Source organism: Bradyrhizobium macuxiense, assembly GCF_007993935.1.
Lineage (GTDB): Bacteria > Pseudomonadota > Alphaproteobacteria > Rhizobiales > Xanthobacteraceae > Bradyrhizobium > Bradyrhizobium macuxiense_A.
In genome coordinates, this window is record NZ_VITY01000010.1 from 58,693 (window position 1) to 80,439 (window position 21,747).

Genomic DNA, 21,747 nt, shown 5'->3' on the forward strand with positions numbered 1-21,747 from the left:
GTATCGGCATTAGCAATCGAAATCGAACGAAGATTTATCACTGCATAGCAAAACAACCGGAGTTCCCCACAATCACTGTCAATATTCCCGGTCCGTGGAAATTTTAATGTCCCCGCGTCATCCGAATTGCCAATCCTTGCCCGGCCCGCGCCGGTTGCCCGACAGGCTCACCGTGGTATCGTCGATGCCAATCGGCCATTGAGACCGACATGTGGGAGGGGACCATGCGGAGCGTGCAAGCGCTGGCCGTCGCGGTGTTGTCTGTGTTGACCATCAGCGACGTTTCACGCGCAGCCGAGCCGAAATCGGGCGGCATCTTCAGGATCTATCACCGCGACAGTCCCGGCAGCGCCTCGATCCACGAGGGCGCGACCTATTCGGTGAACATTCCGTTCATGCCGATCTTCAACAACCTCGTCATCTTCGATCAGCACATCGCCCAGAACAGCGCCAGCACGATCCGGCCCGAGCTTGCGGAGAGCTGGGCCTGGAGCGGCGACAACAAGACGCTGACCTTCAAGCTGCGCAAGGACGTGAAATGGCATGACGGCAAGCCGTTCACCGCGGCCGATGTCAAATGCACCTTCGACATGCTGATGGGCAAGTCGCAGCAGAAGTTCCGGCAGAATCCGCGCAAATCCTGGTACGACCAGGTCGAGGAGGTGACCACCAACGGCGACTATGAGGCATCGTTCAAGTTGAAGCGGCCGCAGCCCGCGCTGTTGTCGCTGCTCGCCTCGGGCTATTCGCCGGTCTATCCCTGCCACGTCTCGCCGGCGGAAATGCGCACCAAGCCGATCGGCACCGGCCCGTTCAAGTTCGTCGAGTTCAAGGCCAACGAATCGATCAAGCTCACCAAGAACCCCGACTACTTCAAGAAGGGCCTGCCCTATCTCGACGGCATCGAGTTCACCATCATCCCGAACCGCTCGACGGCGATCCTCGGCTTCGTCTCGGGCAAGTTCGACATGACATTCCCGACCGAGGTCTCGATCCCGCTGCTCAAGGACGTCAAATCGCAGGACCCGACGGCGGTCTGTGTGGTGGAACCGAACAACGTCTCCACCAACATCATCATCAATTCGACCGCGCCGCCGTTCAACAATCTCGACATCCGCCGCGCGCTGGCGCTGGCGCTCGATCGCAAGGCGTTCATCCAGATCATGTTCGAGGGCCAGGGCGACATCGGCGGCACCATGGAGCCGGCGCCGGATGGCCTGTGGGCGATGCCAAAGGACATGCTTGAATCGATTCCCGGCTACGGCCCCGACGTCGAGAAGAACCGCGAGGAAGCCCGCAAACTGATGCAGAAGGCGGGCTATGGCCCGGACAAACACCTTCAGATCAAGGTGTCGACCCGCAACATCGCGGTCTACCGCGATCCCGCGATCATCCTGATCGACCAGATCAAGAGCATCTATATCGACGCCGAGCTCGACGTCGTCGACACTGCGCAATGGTTCCCGAAGATCGCCCGCAAGGACTATTCGCTCGGCCTCAACCTGACCGGCAACGCCGTCGACGAGCCCGACCAGTCCTTCTACGAGAACTATGCCTGCGGCTCGGAGCGCAACTACACCAATTATTGCAACAAGGACATCGAGAAGCTGTTCGACCAGCAATCCGAGGAGACCAACCTCGACAAGCGAAAGAAGCTGGTGTGGGAGATCGACAAGAAGCTGCAGGAAGACGTCGCGCGGCCGATTATCTTCCACGCTCGCACCGGCACCTGCTGGAAACCCTACGTGAAGAATGTCACGATCATGTCCAACAGCTCCTATAACGGCTATCGCTACGAAGACGTCTGGCTGGATAAATAGGCATAGCGTTTTCGAGCGAAGTGGATACCGGTTCGCGTCAAGAAAACGCGTAAAAAAACATCGCCACAGACGAGGGATCAGGGAGAGAGCCAGGGTGTTTGCCTATATCGTGCGGCGGCTGTTCCTGATGCTCGTGACCCTGTTCGGGATCTCGGTCATCATCTTCGTGCTGTTGCGCGTCGTTCCCGGCAACATCGTCGACATTCTGTTCGATGCCGCAGGCTTCGTCGATCCCGCCGACAAGGCCAATCTCGAGCGCGAGCTCGGCCTGAGCCAGCCGATCGTGATTCAGTATCTGCACTGGATCGGCGGCCTACTGCACGGCGATCTCGGCTATTCCTACGTCTCGGAGAAGCCGGCGCTGGAGGAGATCCTGCCGCGGATTCCGATCACCGCGCGGCTCGCGGGACTGGCGCTCTTGTTCTCCGCCTCGATCGGCATCCCGCTCGGCGTGATCAGCGCCGTGCACCAGGGCTCCAAGCTCGATTATGCGCTGCGCGTCGTCAGCCTCAGCGGGCTGTCGCTGCCGTCATTCTGGCTCGGCCTATTGGTCCTGATGGCGTCGGTCTCGCTGTTCGGCACCATGCCGATCTTCAACCCGAACCCGAAGACCTGGCTCGAGGCGATCACCATCTATGCGGTGCCGGCGATGGCGGTCGGCTTCCGCAGCGCGGCGCTGACCATGCGGATCACCCGCTCCTCGATGCTGGAAATCCTGCGCCAGGACTACATCCGCACCGCGCGCGCCAAGGGCGCCTCCGAAGCCTCGGTGAACTATCACCACGCGCTGAAGAACGCCGTGCTGCCGGTCATCACCGTGATCGGCATCGAGGCCGCATTCCTGATCGGTGGCTTGATCGTGACCGAGACCGTGTTCAACATTCCCGGCATCGCCCGCTTCCTGGTCGAGGCGCTGCGATGGCGTGATTACCCGATCGTGCAGAACCTCGTGATGTTCATCGCCGTCGTCGTCGTGGTCGTGAATTTTATCGTCGACATGTTGTATGCGGCAATCGACCCGCGCATCCGGTTCGGAGACTAACCGATGGCGACGATCAATTTCGACAGCGAATTGCGGCGCGCCGGAGCCAACGCCACCGGCGGCTGGGGACGGCTGGCGTTCCTCGCGCAGCGCCATGTGCTCGGCACGGTCGGCCTCATCATCATGCTGCTGTTCGTGCTGACCGCGATCTTTGCCGATCTGATTAGCCGCTACGATCCGCTCACCGTCGATTCAGCGCACCGGCTCGCCCCGCCCTCCATGCTGCACTGGTTCGGCACCGATTCCTTCGGCCGCGACGTCTGGAGCCGCATCATCCACGGCGCGCGGATATCGCTTGCGGTCGGGATCGGCTCCACGACACTCGGCGCCACGCTCGGCGTGATCGTGGGCCTCGCCTCCGGATATCTATCCGGCTGGGTCGATCTCGTGTTCCAGCGGGTGACCGACATCCTGCAATCGCTGCCGCTGCTGGTGCTCGCGCTGGTCATGACCGCGGCGCTCGGCCCGTCGCTGCCGAACGTGATCCTTGCGATCGCGATTCCCTTGATCCCGACCGTGGCGCGCGTGATCCGCGCCAACACGCTGGCGCTGCGCGAACAGCCGTTCGTGGAAGCGGCCAAGTCGATCGGCATGAGCGAGATGCGGATCGCGCTGCGCCATGTGCTGCCGAACACCATCGCGCCGCTGATCGTGCTCGCGACCGCGCAGCTCGGCTCGACCATCCTGACCGAGGCATCGCTGTCGTTCCTCGGCCTCGGTATCCCCGAGCCCTATCCGTCCTGGGGCCGCATGCTGTCGGAATCCGCCGCCGAATATGTCCGCACCGCGCCATGGCTCGTGATCTTCCCCGGCATCGCGATCAGCCTTGCGGTGTTCGGCACCAATCTGTTCGGCGACGCGCTGCGGGATATCCTCGATCCGAGGCAGCGCGGCTGATGAGCGAGGCACTTCCGGCAGAGACGGTTCTCGACGTGAAGAACCTGCAGACGGTGTTCTTCACCAACTCCGGCCTGTTCCGCGCGGTCGACGACGTCTCGTTTTCGGTCCGCCGCGGTGAGACGCTGGCGATCGTCGGCGAATCCGGCTGCGGCAAGAGCGTCAGTGCGCTCTCGATCATGCGCCTTGTGCCCGATCCACCCGGCCGCATCGTCGGCGGCTCGGTGACGCTCGAAGGCACCGACCTGCTGAAGCTCGACGACGCCGCGATGCGTAGCATCCGAGGCAACCGCATCTCGATGATCTTCCAGGAGCCGATGACCTCGCTCAATCCGGTGATGCGGATCGGCGACCAGATCATCGAGGCGGTGCGGCTGCATCAGAAGGTGAGCAGCAAGGAGGCCTGGAAGCAGGCCGTCGACATGCTGCGGCTGGTGCGTATCCCCGAACCCGAGCGCCGCGCGCAGGAATATCCGCATCAGCTCTCCGGCGGCATGCGCCAGCGCGCCATGATCGCGATGGCGCTGGCGTGCCGGCCGGCGCTGCTGATCGCCGACGAGCCGACCACCGCGCTCGACGTCACGATCCAGGCGCAGATCCTGGCGCTGATCGTCGATCTGCAGCAGCGGCTTGGCACCGGACTTATCCTGATCACCCATGACCTCGGCGTCGTCGCGCAGACCGCGCAGCGCGTGATCGTGATGTATGCCGGCAAGAAGGTCGAGGAGGCGACAGTTGAATCATTGTTCGAGACGCCGCTGCATCCCTACACCCGCGGCCTGATGGCCTCGATCCCCGCAGTGCCCTCGCCCGATGCGAAAGAGGACGTGCGGCTGGTCGAAATCCCCGGCATGGTGCCGTCGCTGACCAGGCTGCCGCCCGGCTGCGCCTTCGCGCCGCGCTGCAAGCTCGCGGTCGACCGTTGCCGTCAGGAATATCCGCCGCTCGACGAGGTCAAGAGCAATCATTGGGCGGCATGCTGGCGGGCCGGCGAGATGGCGGAGGCGTCATGACCGAGCAGCGCCCGCTCCTCGAAGTCACCGATCTCGTCAAGCACTACGCGGTGCGCGGCGGCGTGCTGCGCCGACAGGTCGGCACCGTACACGCGGTCGACGGCGTCAGCTTTTCGCTCGGCGCCGGCGAGACGCTTGGCCTGGTCGGCGAATCCGGCTGCGGCAAGTCGACCGTGGCGCGCACCGTGCTGCGGCTGATCGAGCCGACCAGCGGCGCGATCAGGCTCGACGGCGAGGATATCGCGCCGCTCAGCAAGACCGCGCTGCGGCCGTACCGCCGCTCGATGCAGATCGTGTTCCAGGATCCGTTCGCCTCGCTGAATCCGCGCATGACGGCCGGCGATATCGTCGGCGAACCCCTGACTGTCCATGGCATCGCGACCGGCGCGAAGAAGCAGGAGCGCGTCGCAGAGCTGTTCCAGCAGGTCGGCCTCCGGCCCGACCAGATGAAGAATTTTCCGCATCAGTTTTCCGGCGGCCAGCGCCAGCGCATCTGCATCGCGCGCGCGCTGTCGCTCGGGCCGCGGCTGATCGTCTGCGACGAGCCGGTCTCCGCGCTCGACGTCTCGATCCAGGCGCAGGTGATCAATCTCTTGATCGACCTGCAGCGAAAGCAGAACTTTTCCTATCTCTTCATCGCGCACGATCTCGCCGTCGTCGCCCATATCAGCCACCGCGTCGCCGTGATGTATCTCGGTCGCATCGTCGAGATCGCCAACAAGCACGAGCTGTTCGCCAATCCGCGGCATCCCTATACGCAGGCGCTGCTCGCCTCGGTGCCGATCGCCGACCCGAAGGCCAAGCGCTCCGCACCGCTGATCGACGGCGACGTACCGAGCCCGGTCAACCCGCCACCCGGCTGCGCCTTCCACACCCGCTGCCGCTACGCGATCAATCGCTGCAAGACGGAACGCCCGGCGCTGCAGGCGGCTGGCACCGGGCATCAGGTCGCGTGTTGGCTGAATGATGGGACGGGGCGTGAGGAATGACTGCGTCGTCCCTGCGAAAGCAGGGACCCATAACCACAGCCGTTCGTTATCTTGCGACGCTGCGGCTCCAGCGCGCTTCAGCAAGGTAGATCGGTGGTTATGGGTCCCGGCCTTCGCCGGGACGACGGTCTTTATGCTGCCACCTCGATCTCCACGACGATCTTCCCCGTCGTCACCTGCTCGCCCTCGGCGACGTCGATCGCCGACACCGTGCCCGCGACGCCGGCGGTGTGGACGTGCTCCATCTTCATCGCTTCCAGCGTCATCACCGGCTGACCCGCGGCGACCTTGTCGCCGGCCTTGACCAGCACCGCGACGACCCGGCCGTTCATGGCGGCGCGGACCTTGCCGTCGCCGCCGGCGGCTGACGCACTTTCGGGCGGGGCGAGCGTGAGGTCGCGGACCGACAGCGTAACGCCGCGGTGCAGGATATAGAGCCGGTCGCCGTCGCGCAGGAGCTTGGCCTGCTCCATCACGCCGTCATGGTGAAAGCGGATGCTATCCTGATCGAGCTCGTCAATCACGAAGCTGAAGCGATCGCCGTTGCGAGTCGCGATATAGCTGCCATCGCGCTCGCGAACGATCTCGATCTCCTGCACGCCATGGCCGAGATCGATCCGCAGGCCGAGCGGAAACGTCGCCGACAGCGACCGGCCGCGTTGCCATGGCGGCGCGTGCGGATTCGTGACGTAGAGTAGCAACGCCGCAAGCGCGAGATCGCCGCCGCGATCCGGCCGCGGCGCCAGCAGCGCATCGCGGTTGTTGCCGATGAAGGCCGTGGTCGCCTCGCCCTTGGCGAAGACCGGATGGCGCAAGCAGTCGATCAGGAAACCCTGGTTGGTGGTAACGCCGAACGCCGTCACCTGCTCCAGCGCAGAGATCAGCTTGCCGCGCGCCTCGTCGCGGGTCGCGCCGTGGCTGATGACCTTGGCGATCATCGAATCATAGAACGGCGGAATCTCGGAGCCGGACTTGAGCGCGTGCTCGACGCGGATGCCATCAGGCATCTGCCACCGCGCCATGGTGCCGGATTGCGGCATGAAATCGTGCCCGGCATCCTCCGAGCACAGCCGCACCTCGATGGCGTGGCCGGAGAAAGTGATATCCTCCTGCCGCAGGCCAAGCGGTTCGCCCCGCGCGACGCGGAGCTGCAATTCGACCAGATCGAGCCCGGTGATCGCCTCGGTGACGGGATGCTCGACCTGGAGCCGCGTGTTCATCTCCATGAAGTAGAAATTGCCGGCGCGATCGAGCAGGAACTCCAGCGTGCCGGCCCCCTCGTAGCCGATCGCCTTGACCGCCTGCACCGCGACCACGCCCATCCGCGCGCGCAGCTCCGGCGTCACCGCGGGCGACGGCGCCTCCTCGATCAGCTTCTGGTGCCGGCGCTGCACCGAGCAGTCGCGCTCGCCGAGATGGATCGCGTTGCCATGGCGATCGCCGAACACCTGGATCTCGATGTGGCGCGGATCGACGATCGCGCGCTCGAGGATGACGGTGGGATCGCCGAACGCGCCCTGCGCTTCCGACCGCGCGCTGCGCAGCGCATCCGGAAACGCCGCCGCATCCGCGACCAGCCGCATGCCACGGCCACCGCCGCCGGCGACCGCCTTGATCATGACGGGGAAACCGATTGTCTTGGCTTCAGCCAGCATCACCGCATCGCTCTGGTCGGCACCTTGATAGCCGGGCACACAGGGCACACCAGCCTTCTGCATGATCTCCTTGGCACCGGCCTTGTTGCCCATCGCAAGGATCGCTTCGGGCGACGGGCCGATGAACACCAGCCCCGCATCGCGGCACGCCTGCGCAAAGTCCTCGTTCTCGGCGAGGAAGCCGTAGCCGGGATGCACCGCGCCGGCGCCGCTTGCCTTGGCGGCTGCGATAATTGCGTCGATCTTCAGATAGGACTGCGCCGGCAGCGCCTCGCCGATCCGCACCGCCTGATCGGCCTCGCGCACATGCAGCGCGTCGCGGTCGGCGTCCGAATAGACCGCGACGACGCCATAGCCGAGCCGTCGCGCGGTACTCATGATGCGCAGCGCGATCTCGCCGCGGTTGGCGATCAAAACCTTGAAGAACGGCGTCCGCTTCACGATGGTACCGCTCATGGCCGCGCCACCGAGAACTGCATGCGTTGCGGGCTGCGTGCCTCCGCCTCGCGGCAGATCGAAAGCACCTCCGACAGCACCGTCCGCGTATCGCGCGGATCGATCACGCCATCGTCGAGCACCCGGGCGCTGGTCGAGAACACGTCCATCTGACCGTCGAACACGCCCGTGATCTGCGCCTTCATCGCGTCCAGCTTCTCCTTCTCGATCGGCTTGCCGCGCCGCGCAGCCGCCGCCTCGGTGACGATTGCCATGGTTTCGGCAGCCTGCTCGCCGCCCATCACGGCGGTCTTGGCATTCGGCCAGGAGAAGCAGAAGCGCGGATGGAAGCCGCGGCCGCACATGCCGTAATTGCCGGCACCGAACGAGGCGCCGCAATACAGCGTGATCTGCGGCACCGTCGCCGACGTCACCGCCTGGATCATCTTGGAGCCGTGCTTGATCATGCCGGCCTCTTCATAGGCCTTGCCCACCATGTAGCCGGTGGTGTTGTTCATGTAGAGGATCGGCGTGCGCGACTGGCAGCAGGCCTGAATGAAATGCGTCGCCTTGTTGGCGCCGGGTACATCGAGCGGGCCGTTGTTGGTGATGATGCCAATCGCTTGGCCCTGGATGCGGGCATGGCCGCAAATCGTCGCCGGGCCGTAGTTGGCGCCGAACTCGGTGAAGTCGGAATCGTCGATGAAGCGCGCGATCGCCTGGCGCATGTCGACGGGGCGCTTGTGGTCCATCGGCATGATGCCGAGCAACTCCTCGGCGTCGTAGCGCGGCGGCTTGAACGCTGCCGGTTCTGAGCTCGGCCTGTCCCATGGCAGCTTGGCCATGATGTCGCGTGCGATACGGAGCGCATCGCGATCATCCTCGGCAAGATAGTCGCCGAGGCCGGAGATTTGGGTATGCATCTCCGCGCCGCCGAGTTCCTCCTCGGTCGCGATCTCGCCGGTGGCGGCCTTGAGCAAAGGCGGCCCGGCGAGGAAGGCGCGGGTGCGACCGCGCACCATCACGATGTAATCGGAGAGGCCGGTCTGGTAGGCACCGCCCGCGGTCGAGGAGCCGTGGGTGACGGTGACGACTGGAAGCCCGGCCGCCGACAGCCGCGCCAGGTTGCGGAAGATGTTGCCGCCGCGAACGAAATCCTCGACGCGGTAGCGCAACAGATTGGCGCCGGCGCTCTCGACGAGCTGCACATAGGGTAGCTTGTTCTCCAGCGCGAGCTCCTGCACCCGCAGCGTCTTGTCGAGGCCGTAGGGTTGCAGCGCGCCGGCGTCGATGCCGGCATCATTCGCGCTGACCATGCAGCGGATGCCGGAGACGAATCCGATGCCGGCGACCAGGCCGCCGCCGGGCACGCTCTTGTCGGCATCCGGCACATCGAACATGTAGCCGGCGAGCGTCGACAGTTCGAGGAAGGGTGAGCCGGGATCGAGCACCAGCGCGACGCGCTCGCGTGGCAAGAGTTGCCCGCGCTTGTGGAAGCGGTCCTTTGCCGCGGCGGAGGCCGCACGCGTCCGCTCTTCCAGCCCCCGCATCCGGGCGATCAGCGCCAGCATGCCGTCGCGATTGCCCTGAAAGCCGGCGCTGCCGGTGGCGATGGTGTTCTCGATGATGGCCACTAGACGCGCTCCACAAAATGCCCACTATATTGCTGCCGCAGCTCGACCTTGCGCAGCTTGCCAGTCGCGGTCATCGGCATCTCCTCGAGGATACGCACCAGCTTCGGCACCTGGAAGCCGCCGAGATGCTTTCGGCAATGCGCTTCGATACTGGCCTCGTCGGCGACCGCGCCGGGCTTCAGCTTGACGAAGGCGGAGACCGCCTCGCCCCATTGCGGATGCGGCAGACCGACCACGGCGGCATTCTGCACCGCGGGGTGCGCCAACAGCGTCTCCTCGATCTTGACGGACGCGACATTCTCGCCGCCCGACTTGATCATGTCCTTCTTGCGATCGAGGAACAGCACCTCGCCATTGGCGTCGATCAAAGCGAGATCGCCGGTATGGTGCCAGCCGAACTTGCGCGCCTCCTCGGTCGATTTGAGGTCTTTGTAATAGCCCATCATCACGTTGGGTCCGCGGTGCACCAGCTCGCCGATCTCTCCGCGCGGCAGCAGATTGCCGTTGTCGTCCATGATCGCGGTCTCGTTGACGATCAGCGACTCCCCCCAGTAATTGCCGAAGCGATCGAGCTGCACTTCCGGGCGCGACATCGTGGTCGCCGGATACATCTCGGTCTGCCCGCTGGTCAGCACGAAGTTCGGGCACATGTCCGCCATCGCGCGCTCGAGCAGCGGCTTGCCCATCGGCGCCATGGTGTAGATGCAGCAGCGCAGGCCAGACAGGTCATACTCGCGCCGGCGCGGATGATCGAGGATCGCCTGGTACATCAGCGACAGGCCGACGAACACCGTGAGCTTGTCGCGGACGATCGCCTCCATGCAGACCACCGGATCGAAGCCGCGCATCAGCGCCATGCGGCCGCCGACCGAGAGATAGCTGAGCAGCAGCACGTGGCCGGCGCAGTGAAACAGCGGAAACTGCCCGGTGATCCCGTCATCGCGCGCGAGCTGCATCTCGATGCAGTTGCTCATCACGGCCATGACCACGGCGAGATGGCAATGCATCGCGCCCTTCGGCCGCGACGTCGTGCCCGACGTGTAGATGATCATCGCGAGGTCGCGGTCGTTGATCTCGATGTCCGGCTCGATGTCGGATTGCCCGGCCAGAAGTCCGTTGAACTCCTGCAATCCGGCCTTCCCCGCATTGCCGGTCAGGTCGACCGCGATCATCTCCATGCCGCGGGCCTCCAGCGCCGCGCGCCGGTCGGCCTGGGCGTGGAGGTTGTCGTCGATGATGGCAAAGCGGACCTCGGCATGGTCAAGGATGTAGTCCATGTCCGACGGCCCGAGCATGGTGTTGATCGGCACCCAGACCAGACCGGCGCGGTGGATGCCGAACAGCGCTTTGACGAATTCGACCGAGTTGTTGCAGATCGTCGAGATCTTCTCGCCCGGCTTCAGCCCGCGCTGCACCAAGTGATTGGCGAAGCGATTGGCGTCGCGTTCGAGCTCGGTGAAGGTGACCTGCCGGCCGCCATCGGTCAGCGCAACGCGGTCGGGAAACCGCCGCGCGGCGCGCTTCAGGAGGTCGCCGATCGCGACCCGCCCGATGCGGCCCGGCCCGGTGACGCCGCCGGTTGCTGTGAGATTGTCCATGTCTGGTTCTCCTCTCAACCCTCATTGCGAGGAGTGAAGCGACGAAGCATCCACCCTGTCTTCGAGTGGCAAGATGGATTGCTTCGCTGCGCTCGCAATGACGGCTGGCGTGGCCTAGTGCCTGACCCCAAAAATCTGCCGCGCCTCGGCCGGGCTCGCGATCTCGCGACCCGCGCGCCGCGCGCAGGCGGCGAGGCCTTCGACGAGCTGCCCGTTCGATGTCACCTTGGTGCCGTCGCCGAGATAGAACGTATCCTCAAGCCCGCTGCGCAGATGACCGCCGAGGTCGGCGGCGCGCTGGTGCAGCGGCCAGATCTCGGCACGGCCGATCGCGGTGACCTGCCAATGCGCTTCCGGCGCCTTCAGCTTGAGCAGGATCGGCAACAGCTCCGGATCGGCCGGCATGCCCGAGGCCACGCCCATGACAAAATTGTATTCGAGCGGGCCGGAATACATGCCGGTCTGCCGGTACATGCCGACGCAGCGCACGATGCCGACGTCGAAGCACTCGAATTCGGGGATCGTGTCGGCCGCCTTCATCACGTCGAGATAGTCCTGCACCTTCTCGACCGCGTTATCGAACATCATCGGCGGCCAGGCCCAGGTGTTGTCGGCCTTGACCTTGAGATAATTCAACGAGCCCGCATTGCAGGCGGCGATCTCGGGCTTCGTCTCGCGTACGCAATCGAGCGCGCCCTGGTAGTTCGGGCCTGACGTGCCGGTGGTGTGGTTGATGATCACGCCGGGGCAGGCCTCGCGGATCGCCTGCTGGATCTCCTTGCTGACGCCGACGTCCCACGACGGCAGGTGGCCTTTGTTCGGCTCCTGCTGGCGCAGATGGATGTGCATGATGCTGGCGCCGGCGTTGAACGCGGCCTTGGCCTCGCGCGCCATCTGTTCCGGCGTCACCGGAACGTTGTGCTGCTTCGGGTCGGTAAGCACGCCGTTCAGCGCGCAGGTGATGACGGCCTTGTCGCTCATGGGTCTCTTGTCCGCTTTGCAGTGCACATGCGCTGCTGGTTTTCCCATGATGAGAAATTTGCCTTCGCGCCATCTTGCGTTGACTGGCTAAGTCAATGCGCCCGCGCCGTAATTCGCCGCCAGCCGGTTAACACAAGACTCCGAGCCCACGTGGCGCATAGGCTCTGCTTCAAGCAGAAGCGGCGCAACAAGCCGGCATCACGGGGAGAACGTCATGGTCTCGATCAACCGGCGCAGATGGCTCACCGGCGCGGCAGGCGCGGGGCTAGCCGCAGTCGCGGGCCTCCGGGCTTCGCTGGCCGAAGACACACCCGGGGTCACCGCGACCGAGATCAGGATCGGCAGCACCACTTCGCTGAGCGGCCCGGTGTCCGCGCTCGGCGTGCAGGCACGCTGCCAGGAAGCCTATTTCAGGATGCTGAACGAGCAGGGCGGTATCGCCGGCCGGCAGATCAAGTACATCTATTACGACGACGCGTTCAATCCGGCGAAGACGGTCGAGCAGGTGCGCCGCCTGATCGAGAGCGACAATGTCGCCTTCCTGTTCAACATGCTCGGTACCGCGCCGAATTCGGCCGTCGTCAAATACATCAACGCCGCTAAGGTGCCGCATTTGTTCCTGTCGGTGAACGGCGACAAATGGGGCGACTACAAGTCCTATCCGTGGACCATGGGTTTTGCGCCGAGCGCGCGGACCGAGGCGCAGGTGTTCGTCAAATATGCGCTGAGCCAGCACAAGGACGCGAAATTCGCGGTGCTCTACCAGAACGACGATCTCGGCAAGGATTTCGTCGCCGGCACCAAGGACGTGCTGGGCGAGCGGTTCGCGACATCGGCCGTGGTCGCCTCGCACGAGGTCACCGATCCCACGATCGATTCCCAGATCGTCGCGCTGCGCGGCGCCAATCCGGACGTGCTGATCTCGGGCACAACGGCGAAGTTCTGCGCGCAGTCGATCCGCAAGATCTACGAGCTCGGCTGGAAGCCGATGCATTTCATCGCCAGCGGTGCTGCGTCGCTGTCTTCGACCATAGTCCCCGTCGGCCTCGACAAGGCGCAAGGCACGATCTCGTCGGCCTATATCAAGGACGTTGCCGATCCCGCCTGGGCCAATGACCAAGGCGTGAAGGATTTCCTCGCCTTCATGGAAAAATACTTCCCCGACGGCAATCCGAAGGAGGGCTACAACCTCTACGCCTACATGGTGGCGAACGTGCTCAAGATCGTGCTCGAGCAATGCAAGGGCAATTTCAGTCGCGACAACATCATGGCGCAGGCGAACAATCTCAGGGACGTCTATGTCCCGACGTTGCTACCCGGCATCAAGGTCAACACCAGCCCGACCAACCATCACCCGCTGCAACAGCTGCAATTGCAGCGGATCGAAGGGCCCGGCTGGCTGCGGTTCGGCGAGGTGATCCAGGGCGCGAATCTCTAACCGTCGTCCCGGCGAAAGCCGGGACCCATAACCACAGCCGGTCATTGTTTCAGTGGGTCTCTGCCATCCCGCTTCATTGATGAATCACGCGGTATGGGTCCCGGCTTTCGCCGGGACGACGACGTTACGTCAGCGCGCGCTCTTGCCCGGTGCGGTAGATCGCGAGATCGCGCGAGCCGGAGAAGATCGCGCGTGGCTTCAGGCCATAGAATCGGCGGATCGAGTGGCTGAAATGGGTCGAGTCGGGATAACCGATATCCTGCGCGAGATGCGCGAGGTTGATGTCCTGGTTGGCGAAGTGCAGCAGATGCCGCGCGCGCTTCCAGGCGCGGAAGGAGCGGAACGAGATCCCGGTCTCCTCCTTGAACAGATGCAGGAAGCGCGACGGCGACAGCCCCGCCTCGGCGGCGCAACCTGCCGCGGTCACCGGCTCGCCGGAGAACCGCCCGATGCGGCCGATCGCGCGCACGACGCGCGGATCGAGCACCCGTTGCGGCAGTGCGTCGCCGAAGCACATCGTGTCGAACTCGGCATTGGCGATCGCGTCGCGATGCTGCATCTCGGCGAGCGTCGCATAGGCGTTGCGGATCCGGTTCGCAAACAAATGCGAGTCCGGTCCCTGCAGGCGGCGGGCGACCGCTTCCAGCGTGCCGTCGGGCACGCTCTCCGGCTCGATCGCAACGCAGATCGCGGAACGATATTCGCTGGTGATGGTGTGGCGGAGGTTCGGCATCGTCACCGCGAGCTCGCCATGGGACTCGCGGCCCTCGCTGGTCGACAGATGCAAGCCGTCGCGGATCGCGACATAGACATGGAATGCGCCGGGGCAGCGTTCGCGCGGTCGGCCGAGCAGCCCGGCATAGAACACCCGCTCCGGCGTGATCAGCATCCGGTGGCCGGACTGCTGGCCGGACTTCTGGCACTTCGCGTCCACGATCGCGTCCATGGCGGTTCCTCCTCGCGCGGCTCTTTGGGCCGCTGCGGCGGAGCTACCATAGCGCAAATTCGCAAGCTGTCACCGAGGCGCTGGATCAATTCCGAGGCACATCGACGCCGGCGCGATCAAGGTCGCGGGCGCGGCGCAACATTCTGTTCCTTCCCGGCTTTTTGCTCCGACGCCACCGCACGCTTGTAACCTTCGCGCTGCTGCAGCCGCGCCCAATAGGCCGCGACATTCGGCCCGAAATCCTTGGCAAGGCCGATATTGCTGGCAAGCCGGAGCGCATAACCGTTGGCGATGTCGGCGGCGGTGAAGCGTTCCGCGCAGAGGAATTCCGACTTCGCGGCGGCGGCCTCCACTGCGCGCAGGCGGCCGAGGAACCATTTTGCATAGTCGCCGGAGACCTGCGGGTTGCGCCGCTCCTCCGGCTCGAGCTGGCTATAGCGGAGCACCAATGTCTGCGGAAAGGTCAGCGTTGCATCGGAAAAATACATCCAGTTCAGGAACGCGCCATAGGCCGGCTCGTCGGCGCCCACGATCAGCGGCGTCGGACCGTATTTGCTGCCGAGGTAGTGGCAGATGCCGGAGGACTCCGTCATCCTGGTCTCGCCGTCGACCATGAACGGGATGGTGCCGAGCGGATTGATGCCGAGATATTCCTTGGCGAACACGCGCGGCGGGAACGGTAGCATTTTCAGCTCATAGGGCAGCCCGAGCTCCTCCAGCATCCACAGCGGGCGGAACGAGCGCGCGGCGTCGCAGTGATAGAGCGTGATCATCAGGCGTTTCCCTTCTTCAGGCCAGGCAGCGTGCCCATCATCTTGCACAATACCATGAGCATCACCTCGTCGGCACCGCCGCCGATCGAGGTCAGACGGCTGTCGCGATAGGCCCTGCTGACCGGCGTCTCATTGGTAAAACCCATGCCGCCCCAATATTGCAGGCAGGCATCGGTCAGCTCGCGGCCGAGCCGACCGGCCTTCAGTTTCGCCATGGTCGCGAGCCGGGTCACGTCCTCGCCGGCGACCAGCGCCTCGGCGGCGCGATAGATCAGCGAGCGCAGCAGCTCGACCTCGGTCTGCATCTCCGCAAGCTTGAAGTGCACCACCTGATTATCGAGGATCGAGCCGCCGAACGCCTTGCGGTTGCGGGTATACTCGATGGTCTCGTTGATGATGAACTCGTGCGCCTTCAGGCAGGCCGCCGCGCCCCACAGCCGCTCTTCCTGGAACTGGATCATCTGATAGGTGAAGCCTTGGCCTTCCTCGCCGATCCGGTTGCGCTTCGGAACCCGGACATTGTCGAAGAATATCTGCGCCGTATCCGACGAGCGCATGCCGAGCTTGTCGAGCTTGCGCGCGACCTGCACGCCCTTGGTTTTCATCGGCACGCAGATCAGCGACTTGTTGCGATGGACCTGGCCGTCGCTGGTGTTGGCGAGCAGGCAGATCCAGTCGGCCTGGGTGCCGTTGGTGATCCACATCTTGCCGCCATTGATGACGTAGTCGTCGCCGTCGGAGCGGGCGTTGGTCTTGATCGAGGCGACGTCGGAGCCGGCGCCGGGCTCGGAGACGCCGATGCAGGCGACCTGGTCGCCCGCGATCGCAGGCGCCAGAAATTCGCGCCGCACCTCGTCGGAGCCGAATCGCGCCAGCGCCGGCGTCGCCATGTCGGTCTGCACCCCGATCGCCATCGGCACGCCGCCGCAGGTGATGGCCCCGAGCTCCTCGGCCATCATCAGCGCGTAGGAGTAATCCAGCCCCTGGCCGCCGAACTCGACCGGCTTGTTGAGCCCGAGGAAGCCGAGATCGCCGAGCTTCTTGAACAGCTCATGCGCCGGGAAGATGTCGGCCTTCTCCCATTCGTCGACATGGGGATTGATCTCGGCCGCGATGAATTTTTGGAGCGCGCGGCGTGGCTCGTCGTGGTCGGCGGTGAAGAGCATTGTTCGGTCTATCCCTTGTCATTCCGGGGCGATGCGAAGCATCGAGCCCGGAATCCATTTCAACTCGAATCTCCTGCCCGATGGATTCCGGGCTCTCACAACCCCATCTGCCGGCTCGCGAGATCCTTCATGATCTCCTCGGTGCCGCCGCCGATGGCGTTGACCTTGACCTCGCGGTAGATGCGCTCGACCTTGACGCCGCGCATGAAGCCGGCGCCGCCGAAGATCTGCACCGCCTCGGAAGCGCAATGCGCCATTGTTTGCGTCGCCTGGTTCTTCATCATGCAGATCTCGGCGACCGGACTTTCGCCCTGGCCGAGCCGCCACGCCAGCATCTCCAGCATCGCCTGCGACGCCGCGACCTTCTGCGCCATGTCGACGATCTTGTGTCGGATGACCTGGTGCTGGGCGATCGGCTTGCCGAACGTCTTGCGTTCCTTGGCATAGGCGATCGCCTCGTCGAGGCAGACCCGGGCATAGGCGGTGCAGCTCGCCGCCATGCCCATACGCTCGCTGTTGAAGTTCTGCATGATGATCTTGAAGCCCTGACCCTCCTCGCCGATCAAATTTTCGACCGGCACGCGGCATTCATCGAAATGAAGCGTCGCGGTATCCGACGCCCACCAGCCCATCTTCTTCAGCTTGGTACGGGAGAGGCCCGGCGTATTGCCCTCGATCAAGAGCAGGCTGACGCCGCCGGGGCCTTCGCCGCCGGTGCGCACCGCGACCGTCACGTAGTCGGCACGCATGCCCGAGGTGATGAAGGTCTTCTCGCCGGACACGACGTAATGGTCGCCATCGCGCCGCGCCTTGGTACGGAGGTTCGCGACGTCCGAGCCGCCGCTCGGCTCGGTGATCGCGAGCGCGGAGATCTTCTTGCCCGCAAGCACCTCCGGCAGCACCCGCGCCTTGACCTCGGGCCGCGCGGCGCGGGCGATCGGCGGCGAGCCGATGGTGTGGCTCATCAGGCTCGAGGAGACGCCCCCGGCGCCGGCCCGCGCCAGCTCCTGCGAGGCCACGATTTTCATGAACTGATCGGCGGCGACCCCGCCATATTCTTCCGGAAAACCGAGGCCGAGCAGCCCGATCTCGGACGCCCTGGCATAGAGTTCGCGCGGAAACTCACCCTCCTCGTCCCATTGATGGGCATAAGGCTCGATTTCCCTGGCCACAAAGCGCCGCATCACCTCGCGAAAGGCCTCATGCTCGCCGGTGTAGAACGGGTTTGCCATCCGCGTGCTCCATTGATTCTCGCGCCCGACGATGTCCGGATTTCTCACGGTTCACTTGCGTCGAGTGGCTGTCCGCCGGACCGGGTTTTCCATCTGGCCACCCGCCAGCCACTAAACGCAAGACAGTATCCTAATACGCCCCCTCCACTGCCAATTCATGGCATCAATCGAGCCAGGAACAGGCGGCGCAAGACCACCGTTCCGGAGGAGGGACATGTGCCGGTTCGTTATTACGACTGGATCGCGCATCATCGCCGGCGCACGCCGGACAAGATGGCGCTTGTCGATCTCGCAAGCGGTCGCCGCTTTAGTTATGCGGAGCTCGACGCCCGCGTGTCGCGGCTTGCCGCCTGGCTGCGTGACGGGCTGAAGGTTGCGCGCGGCGATCGGGTCGCGGTGCTGGCGCTGAACACCACGGACACGCTGGAAATCCAGTTCGCCTGCTTCCGGATCGGCGCGGTCTTCCTGCCGCTCAACACCCGCCTCACCGTTCCCGAGCTGCGCTACATCACCGGCGACGCCTCGCCGAAGGTGATGATCCATGACGACGACCTCGCCGAGACCGCGCTTGCGGTCGCCAAGCTCTGCGATGTCGCGTCGACCGTGCGGCTCGGCCCGGGCGGCGCCTATGAAGCCGGCATCGCGGCGGCCAAGCCGCTCGAACGGTTCGAGGAGGTCACACTCGATGACATCTCGACCATCATGTACACCTCGGGCACCACGGGCCAGCCCAAGGGCGCGATCATCACGCATGGGATGACGTTCTGGAATTGCGTCAATCTCGGCGGCCCCGCCTATATCTCGCCGGCCTCGGTGCTGCTGACGGTGCTGCCGCTGTTCCACACCGGCGGGCTGAATTGCTACACCAACCCGGTGCTGCATGCCGGCGGCACGGTGCTGATCATGCGCGCCTTCGATCCCGGCGAGGCGCTGAAGCTGATCGGCGATCCCGCGCGGGGCATCAACGTGTTCTTCGGCGTGCCCGCGATCTACCAGTTCATGGCGCAGCATCCTTCCTTCGCCGCCGCCGACTTCAGCCGCCTGATGATCGGCGGCGTCGGCGGCGCGCCGATGCCGGTGCCGCTGCTCAAGACCTGGGAGGCGCGCGGCGTCGCGCTGCAGCAGGGCTATGGCATGACCGAGACCTCGCCGGCGGTGATGGTGCTCGACCGCGAGGATGCCGCACGCAAGGCCGGCTCGTCCGGCAAGCCGGTGCTGCACACGGAAGTGCGCATCGTGCGGCCCGACGGCAGCGATGCCGCGGTCGGCGAGCTCGGCGAGCTCTGGGTCAAGGGCCCGAACATCACGCCGGGCTACTGGAACCGGCCGGACGCCAACGCCTCGTCCTTCACCGACGGCTGGCTGCACACCGGCGACGCCACGCGGATCGACGAGGAAGGCTTCTACTACATCGTCGACCGCTGGAAGGACATGTACATTTCCGGCGGCGAGAACGTCTATCCGGCCGAGGTCGAGAGCGTGCTGCATCAACTGACGGCTGTCGCCGAAGCCGCCGTGATCGGCATTCCGAACGAGCAGTGGGGCGAGGTCGGGTTGGCCGTGATCGCGGTGAAGCCGGGCCACACGCTGACGCCGGACCAGATCCACGCCCATTGCCAGGCCAATCTGGCGCGGTTCAAATGCCCGCGCCTGATCGAGTTCATCGATGTCCTGCCGCGGAATGCGACGGGCAAAATTCATAAGCCGACGCTTCGGCAACAGTTCAGCCAGCCGAAGCCGACCGATACTGCGGCGTGATCTGACGTGCGCCTCGCGCGCTCCGGATCTCGTCGCGACAAGAATTGCCCCGTAACCGTCTGCCGGGACCGGCTGCGGGTTCGTTGCGTCAGTCCCCAACCAGAATAGATCGAGGAAATTGCCTTTATGAAAACCACAAAACTGTCGCTGCTGGCCGCCGCCGCGGCGCTCTGCCTGCTCTCAACCCAGGCCGCCTTTGCCCAAAAGAAGTATGACACCGGCGCCTCCGACACCGAGATCAAGATCGGCAATGTCGAGGCCTATAGCGGTCCCGCCTCCGCCTACGGCGTCATCGGCAAGACCGAAGAAGCCTATTTCAAGATGATCAACGATCAGGGCGGCATCAACGGCCGCAAGATCAACTGGATCTCCTATGACGACGGCTACTCGCCGCCGAAGACCGTGGAGCAGATCCGCAAGCTGATCGAGAGCGACGAGGTCTTCCTGGTGTTCAACGCGCTGGGCACGCCGACCCAGACCGCGGTGCAGAAGTATCACAACGCCAAGAAGGTGCCGCAGCTGTTCCTCGCCACCGGCGCCAGCAAGTGGAACGATCCGAAGGATTTCCCATGGACCATGGGCTTCCAGCCGAGCTATCGCGTCGAGGCGCGGATCTTCGGCAAGTACATCCTCAAGGCCAAGCCGGACGCCAAGGTCGCGATCTTCTATGCCAATGACGATTTCGGCAAGGACTACCTGATCGGCCTCAAGGAAGTACTCGACAAATCGAGCGTCAAGATCGTCGCCGAGGAAAGCTACGAGACCACAGAGCCGTCGATCGATTCCCACATCGTCAAGCTGAAGGACACCGGAGCCGACGTGTTCGTCAACATCTCGACGCCGAAATTCGCCGCGCAGGCGATCAAGAAGATCGCCGAGATCGGCTGGAAGCCGATGCACGTCATGACCGACGTCTCGATCTCGATCGGCGCGGTCATGAAGCCCGCCGGCCTCGAAGCGTCCGAAGGCGTGCTGTCGGCCGGCTACCTCAAGGACGCCTCCGATCCACAGTGGAAGAATGACGAGGGCATGAAGAAGTTCATGGCCTTCGCCGAGAAGTACCTGCCGGGCGCCAATTTGTCCGACGCCAACCTGGTCTATGGCTACGCCGCGGCGCAGACCATGGTGCAGGTGCTCAAGCAATGCGGCGACAACCTGACCCGCGAGAACGTGATGAAGCAGGCCGCCAGCCTGAAGGATTTTGCGCCCGACACGCTGATCCCCGGCATCCGGATCAACACCAGCGCGACCGATTTCGCGCCGGTCGAGCAACTCAAGATGATGCAGTTCAAGAACGGACAGTGGGAGCTGTTCGGCGACATCATCAGCGCCGAGACCGGCGGCTAGCGCCGGGCGGACGACAAGCCAACGTATCGCGAAGCCGCCCATTCGGGCGGCTTCGTTGTTTTTAGGTCTCTCACCGTCACCCTGAGGAGCCGCGGAGCGGCGTCTCGAAGGGTCGACGGCCCCGCTGGTGGCCGTGCATCCTTCGAGACGCGCTACGCGCTCCTCAGGATGACGGGACTCCTGCTTGTGATCCCGTCCAAAATTCCTACCTGACAACAGGGGCCGCGCCGAACCCGGACTGGCGAACCGATGCATTCCCACGTTCATTATCTGCCGCTGACGCCGGGATTCTTCTCGATCCTGGTGTTCGCCGCCGTGGTGCTGGTGGTGCTGATCCAACTGCGCATCCTGCGCTACGCTTATATGCGGCTCGGCATCGGCCCCGGCGTCGCGTTGCTGCTGCTGTTCGGTTCGCTGATCGGCAGCTATTTCAACATCCCGATCACCGTGCTGCCCGGACCGCCGGTGCGATCGGGGGAGATCGTCGACTTCTTCGGCATGCGCTATGTCGTGCCTTATCTGGCATCGCCGAGCACGATCCTCGCCGTCAATGTCGGCGGCGCGGTGATCCCGGCCGTGATGTCCGCCTATTTGATGCTGCGTTACCAGCTCTGGCTGAGGGCCGCGATCGCGACGATCGTCATTGCAGCCATTGTCCATGCCAGCGCCACGCCGGTGCGGGGCATGGGGATCGCCGTGCCCGTGTTCGTCCCGGTCGTGGCGACCGCGATCCTCGCGCTGTTGCTGTCCCGCGAATACGCCGCACCGCTCGCCTATATCGGCGGCTCGACGGGGACGCTGCTCGGCGCCGATCTGTTGAACCTCGACAAGATCGGCAGCCTCGGCGCGCCGATTGCGTCAATCGGCGGCGCCGGCACGTTTGACGGCATTTTCCTGACCGGCATTCTCGCCGTGTTGATCGCCGGCGTGGTTGCGCCCGCGCGTCCGAGACCGGCGTAAACCGTAGCGTATTCGAGCGAAGTGGACACCGGTTCGCGTGAAGAAAACGCGTCAAAGCTAGAG

Annotated in this window: 17 protein-coding genes; 9 read left to right on the forward strand and 8 right to left on the reverse strand. The window is 64.5% G+C overall.

From position 1 onward, the window contains the following. The first annotated feature begins 224 nt into the window (after positions 1-224). The 5 genes from FBZ93_RS25335 (at position 225) to FBZ93_RS25355 (ending at position 5,761) form a co-directional block, all read left to right on the forward strand. Positions 225-1,820 (forward strand): ABC transporter substrate-binding protein, encoded by a 1,596-nt coding sequence (locus tag FBZ93_RS25335; RefSeq protein ID WP_146989512.1) that lies wholly within the window; start codon positions 225-227, stop codon positions 1,818-1,820. Positions 1,821-1,914: 94 nt separating this feature from the next. Then, a complete protein-coding gene (locus tag FBZ93_RS25340) occupies positions 1,915-2,862 on the forward strand; it encodes an ABC transporter permease (RefSeq protein ID WP_146989513.1) in 948 nt (315 codons plus the stop codon). A gap of 3 nt (positions 2,863-2,865) precedes the next feature. Then, positions 2,866-3,759, forward strand: coding sequence for an ABC transporter permease (locus tag FBZ93_RS25345; protein ID WP_076864594.1), 894 nt, complete (start codon positions 2,866-2,868; stop codon positions 3,757-3,759). Continuing rightward, entirely contained in the window at positions 3,759-4,772 is a 1,014-nt protein-coding gene (locus FBZ93_RS25350; RefSeq protein WP_146989515.1) for an ABC transporter ATP-binding protein, read from the forward strand. Before FBZ93_RS25345 ends, FBZ93_RS25350 begins: the two co-directional genes overlap by 1 nt. After that, a complete protein-coding gene (locus FBZ93_RS25355) occupies positions 4,769-5,761 on the forward strand; it encodes an ABC transporter ATP-binding protein (protein WP_146989517.1) in 993 nt (330 codons plus the stop codon). Before FBZ93_RS25350 ends, FBZ93_RS25355 begins: the two co-directional genes overlap by 4 nt. A 131-nt stretch (positions 5,762-5,892) precedes the next feature. Here the strand turns inward: FBZ93_RS25355 and FBZ93_RS25360 are convergent, their stop codons facing one another. The 4 genes from FBZ93_RS25360 to FBZ93_RS25375 form a co-directional block, all read right to left on the reverse strand. Further along, a complete protein-coding gene (locus tag FBZ93_RS25360; RefSeq protein WP_146989519.1) occupies positions 5,893-7,872 on the reverse strand; it encodes an acetyl/propionyl/methylcrotonyl-CoA carboxylase subunit alpha in 1,980 nt (659 codons plus the stop codon). Then, positions 7,869-9,485, reverse strand: coding sequence for an acyl-CoA carboxylase subunit beta (locus FBZ93_RS25365; RefSeq protein ID WP_146989521.1), 1,617 nt, complete (start codon positions 9,483-9,485; stop codon positions 7,869-7,871). Before FBZ93_RS25365 ends, FBZ93_RS25360 begins: the two co-directional genes overlap by 4 nt. Next, positions 9,485-11,083 carry an AMP-binding protein gene (locus FBZ93_RS25370; protein ID WP_146989523.1) on the reverse strand — a complete coding sequence of 533 codons (1,599 nt, stop codon included), beginning with the start codon at positions 11,081-11,083 and terminating at the stop codon, positions 9,485-9,487. The genes FBZ93_RS25365 and FBZ93_RS25370 overlap by 1 nt, the downstream gene beginning before the upstream one ends. 114 nt (positions 11,084-11,197) lie before the next feature. Further along, on the reverse strand, positions 11,198-12,064 hold the full coding sequence (locus tag FBZ93_RS25375; RefSeq protein ID WP_146989525.1) for a 3-keto-5-aminohexanoate cleavage protein: 867 nt from the start codon (positions 12,062-12,064) through the stop codon (positions 11,198-11,200). 214 nt (positions 12,065-12,278) lie between these two features. Here FBZ93_RS25375 and FBZ93_RS25380 point away from each other — a divergent pair, with 214 nt between their 5' ends. Continuing rightward, on the forward strand, positions 12,279-13,502 hold the full coding sequence (locus FBZ93_RS25380; protein ID WP_146989527.1) for an ABC transporter substrate-binding protein: 1,224 nt from the start codon (positions 12,279-12,281) through the stop codon (positions 13,500-13,502). A 124-nt stretch (positions 13,503-13,626) separates the two neighbouring features. On the opposite strand, the gene FBZ93_RS25385 is transcribed toward FBZ93_RS25380, so the two are convergent. The 4 genes from FBZ93_RS25385 to FBZ93_RS25400 form a co-directional block, all read right to left on the reverse strand. Then, a complete protein-coding gene (locus FBZ93_RS25385; RefSeq protein WP_146989529.1) occupies positions 13,627-14,448 on the reverse strand; it encodes a helix-turn-helix domain-containing protein in 822 nt (273 codons plus the stop codon). 116 nt (positions 14,449-14,564) lie between these two features. Further along, positions 14,565-15,221 carry a glutathione S-transferase family protein gene (locus FBZ93_RS25390; protein ID WP_146989531.1) on the reverse strand — a complete coding sequence of 219 codons (657 nt, stop codon included), beginning with the start codon at positions 15,219-15,221 and terminating at the stop codon, positions 14,565-14,567. Beyond that, positions 15,221-16,387, reverse strand: a complete 1,167-nt coding sequence (locus tag FBZ93_RS25395; protein WP_146989533.1) for an acyl-CoA dehydrogenase family protein — start codon at positions 16,385-16,387, stop codon at positions 15,221-15,223. Before FBZ93_RS25395 ends, FBZ93_RS25390 begins: the two co-directional genes overlap by 1 nt. Before the next feature lie 95 nt (positions 16,388-16,482). After that, a complete protein-coding gene (locus FBZ93_RS25400) occupies positions 16,483-17,619 on the reverse strand; it encodes an acyl-CoA dehydrogenase family protein (protein WP_146989535.1) in 1,137 nt (378 codons plus the stop codon). 216 nt (positions 17,620-17,835) lie between these two features. Here FBZ93_RS25400 and FBZ93_RS25405 point away from each other — a divergent pair, with 216 nt between their 5' ends. The 3 genes from FBZ93_RS25405 (at position 17,836) to FBZ93_RS25415 (ending at position 21,684) form a co-directional block, all read left to right on the forward strand. After that, the gene (locus tag FBZ93_RS25405) at positions 17,836-19,377 is read left to right on the forward strand and encodes an acyl-CoA synthetase (RefSeq protein ID WP_146989537.1); all 1,542 of its coding nucleotides are present in this window, start codon (positions 17,836-17,838) and stop codon (positions 19,375-19,377) included. A gap of 126 nt (positions 19,378-19,503) precedes the next feature. Further along, the gene (locus FBZ93_RS25410) at positions 19,504-20,724 is read left to right on the forward strand and encodes an ABC transporter substrate-binding protein (RefSeq protein WP_146989539.1); all 1,221 of its coding nucleotides are present in this window, start codon (positions 19,504-19,506) and stop codon (positions 20,722-20,724) included. 249 nt (positions 20,725-20,973) lie between these two features. Further along, on the forward strand, positions 20,974-21,684 hold the full coding sequence (locus FBZ93_RS25415; RefSeq protein ID WP_146989541.1) for a DUF1614 domain-containing protein: 711 nt from the start codon (positions 20,974-20,976) through the stop codon (positions 21,682-21,684). The last annotated feature ends 63 nt before the right edge of the window (positions 21,685-21,747 follow it).

Coding starts and splice junctions, on each gene's coding strand:
- FBZ93_RS25370 (WP_146989523.1), bottom strand. CDS start 11,083: ATGGACAATCTCACAGCAACCGGCGGCGTCACCGGGCCGGGCCGCATC.
- FBZ93_RS25395 (WP_146989533.1), bottom strand. CDS start 16,387: ATGCTCTTCACCGCCGACCACGACGAGCCACGCCGCGCGCTCCAAAAA.
- FBZ93_RS25390 (WP_146989531.1), bottom strand. CDS start 15,221: ATGATCACGCTCTATCACTGCGACGCCGCGCGCTCGTTCCGCCCGCTG.
- FBZ93_RS25375 (WP_146989525.1), bottom strand. CDS start 12,064: ATGAGCGACAAGGCCGTCATCACCTGCGCGCTGAACGGCGTGCTTACC.
- FBZ93_RS25385 (WP_146989529.1), bottom strand. CDS start 14,448: ATGGACGCGATCGTGGACGCGAAGTGCCAGAAGTCCGGCCAGCAGTCC.
- FBZ93_RS25355 (WP_146989517.1), top strand. CDS start 4,769: ATGACCGAGCAGCGCCCGCTCCTCGAAGTCACCGATCTCGTCAAGCAC.
- FBZ93_RS25400 (WP_146989535.1), bottom strand. CDS start 17,619: ATGGCAAACCCGTTCTACACCGGCGAGCATGAGGCCTTTCGCGAGGTG.
- FBZ93_RS25415 (WP_146989541.1), top strand. CDS start 20,974: ATGCATTCCCACGTTCATTATCTGCCGCTGACGCCGGGATTCTTCTCG.
- FBZ93_RS25380 (WP_146989527.1), top strand. CDS start 12,279: ATGGTCTCGATCAACCGGCGCAGATGGCTCACCGGCGCGGCAGGCGCG.
- FBZ93_RS25345 (WP_076864594.1), top strand. CDS start 2,866: ATGGCGACGATCAATTTCGACAGCGAATTGCGGCGCGCCGGAGCCAAC.
- FBZ93_RS25350 (WP_146989515.1), top strand. CDS start 3,759: ATGAGCGAGGCACTTCCGGCAGAGACGGTTCTCGACGTGAAGAACCTG.
- FBZ93_RS25360 (WP_146989519.1), bottom strand. CDS start 7,872: ATGAGCGGTACCATCGTGAAGCGGACGCCGTTCTTCAAGGTTTTGATC.
- FBZ93_RS25335 (WP_146989512.1), top strand. CDS start 225: ATGCGGAGCGTGCAAGCGCTGGCCGTCGCGGTGTTGTCTGTGTTGACC.
- FBZ93_RS25410 (WP_146989539.1), top strand. CDS start 19,504: ATGAAAACCACAAAACTGTCGCTGCTGGCCGCCGCCGCGGCGCTCTGC.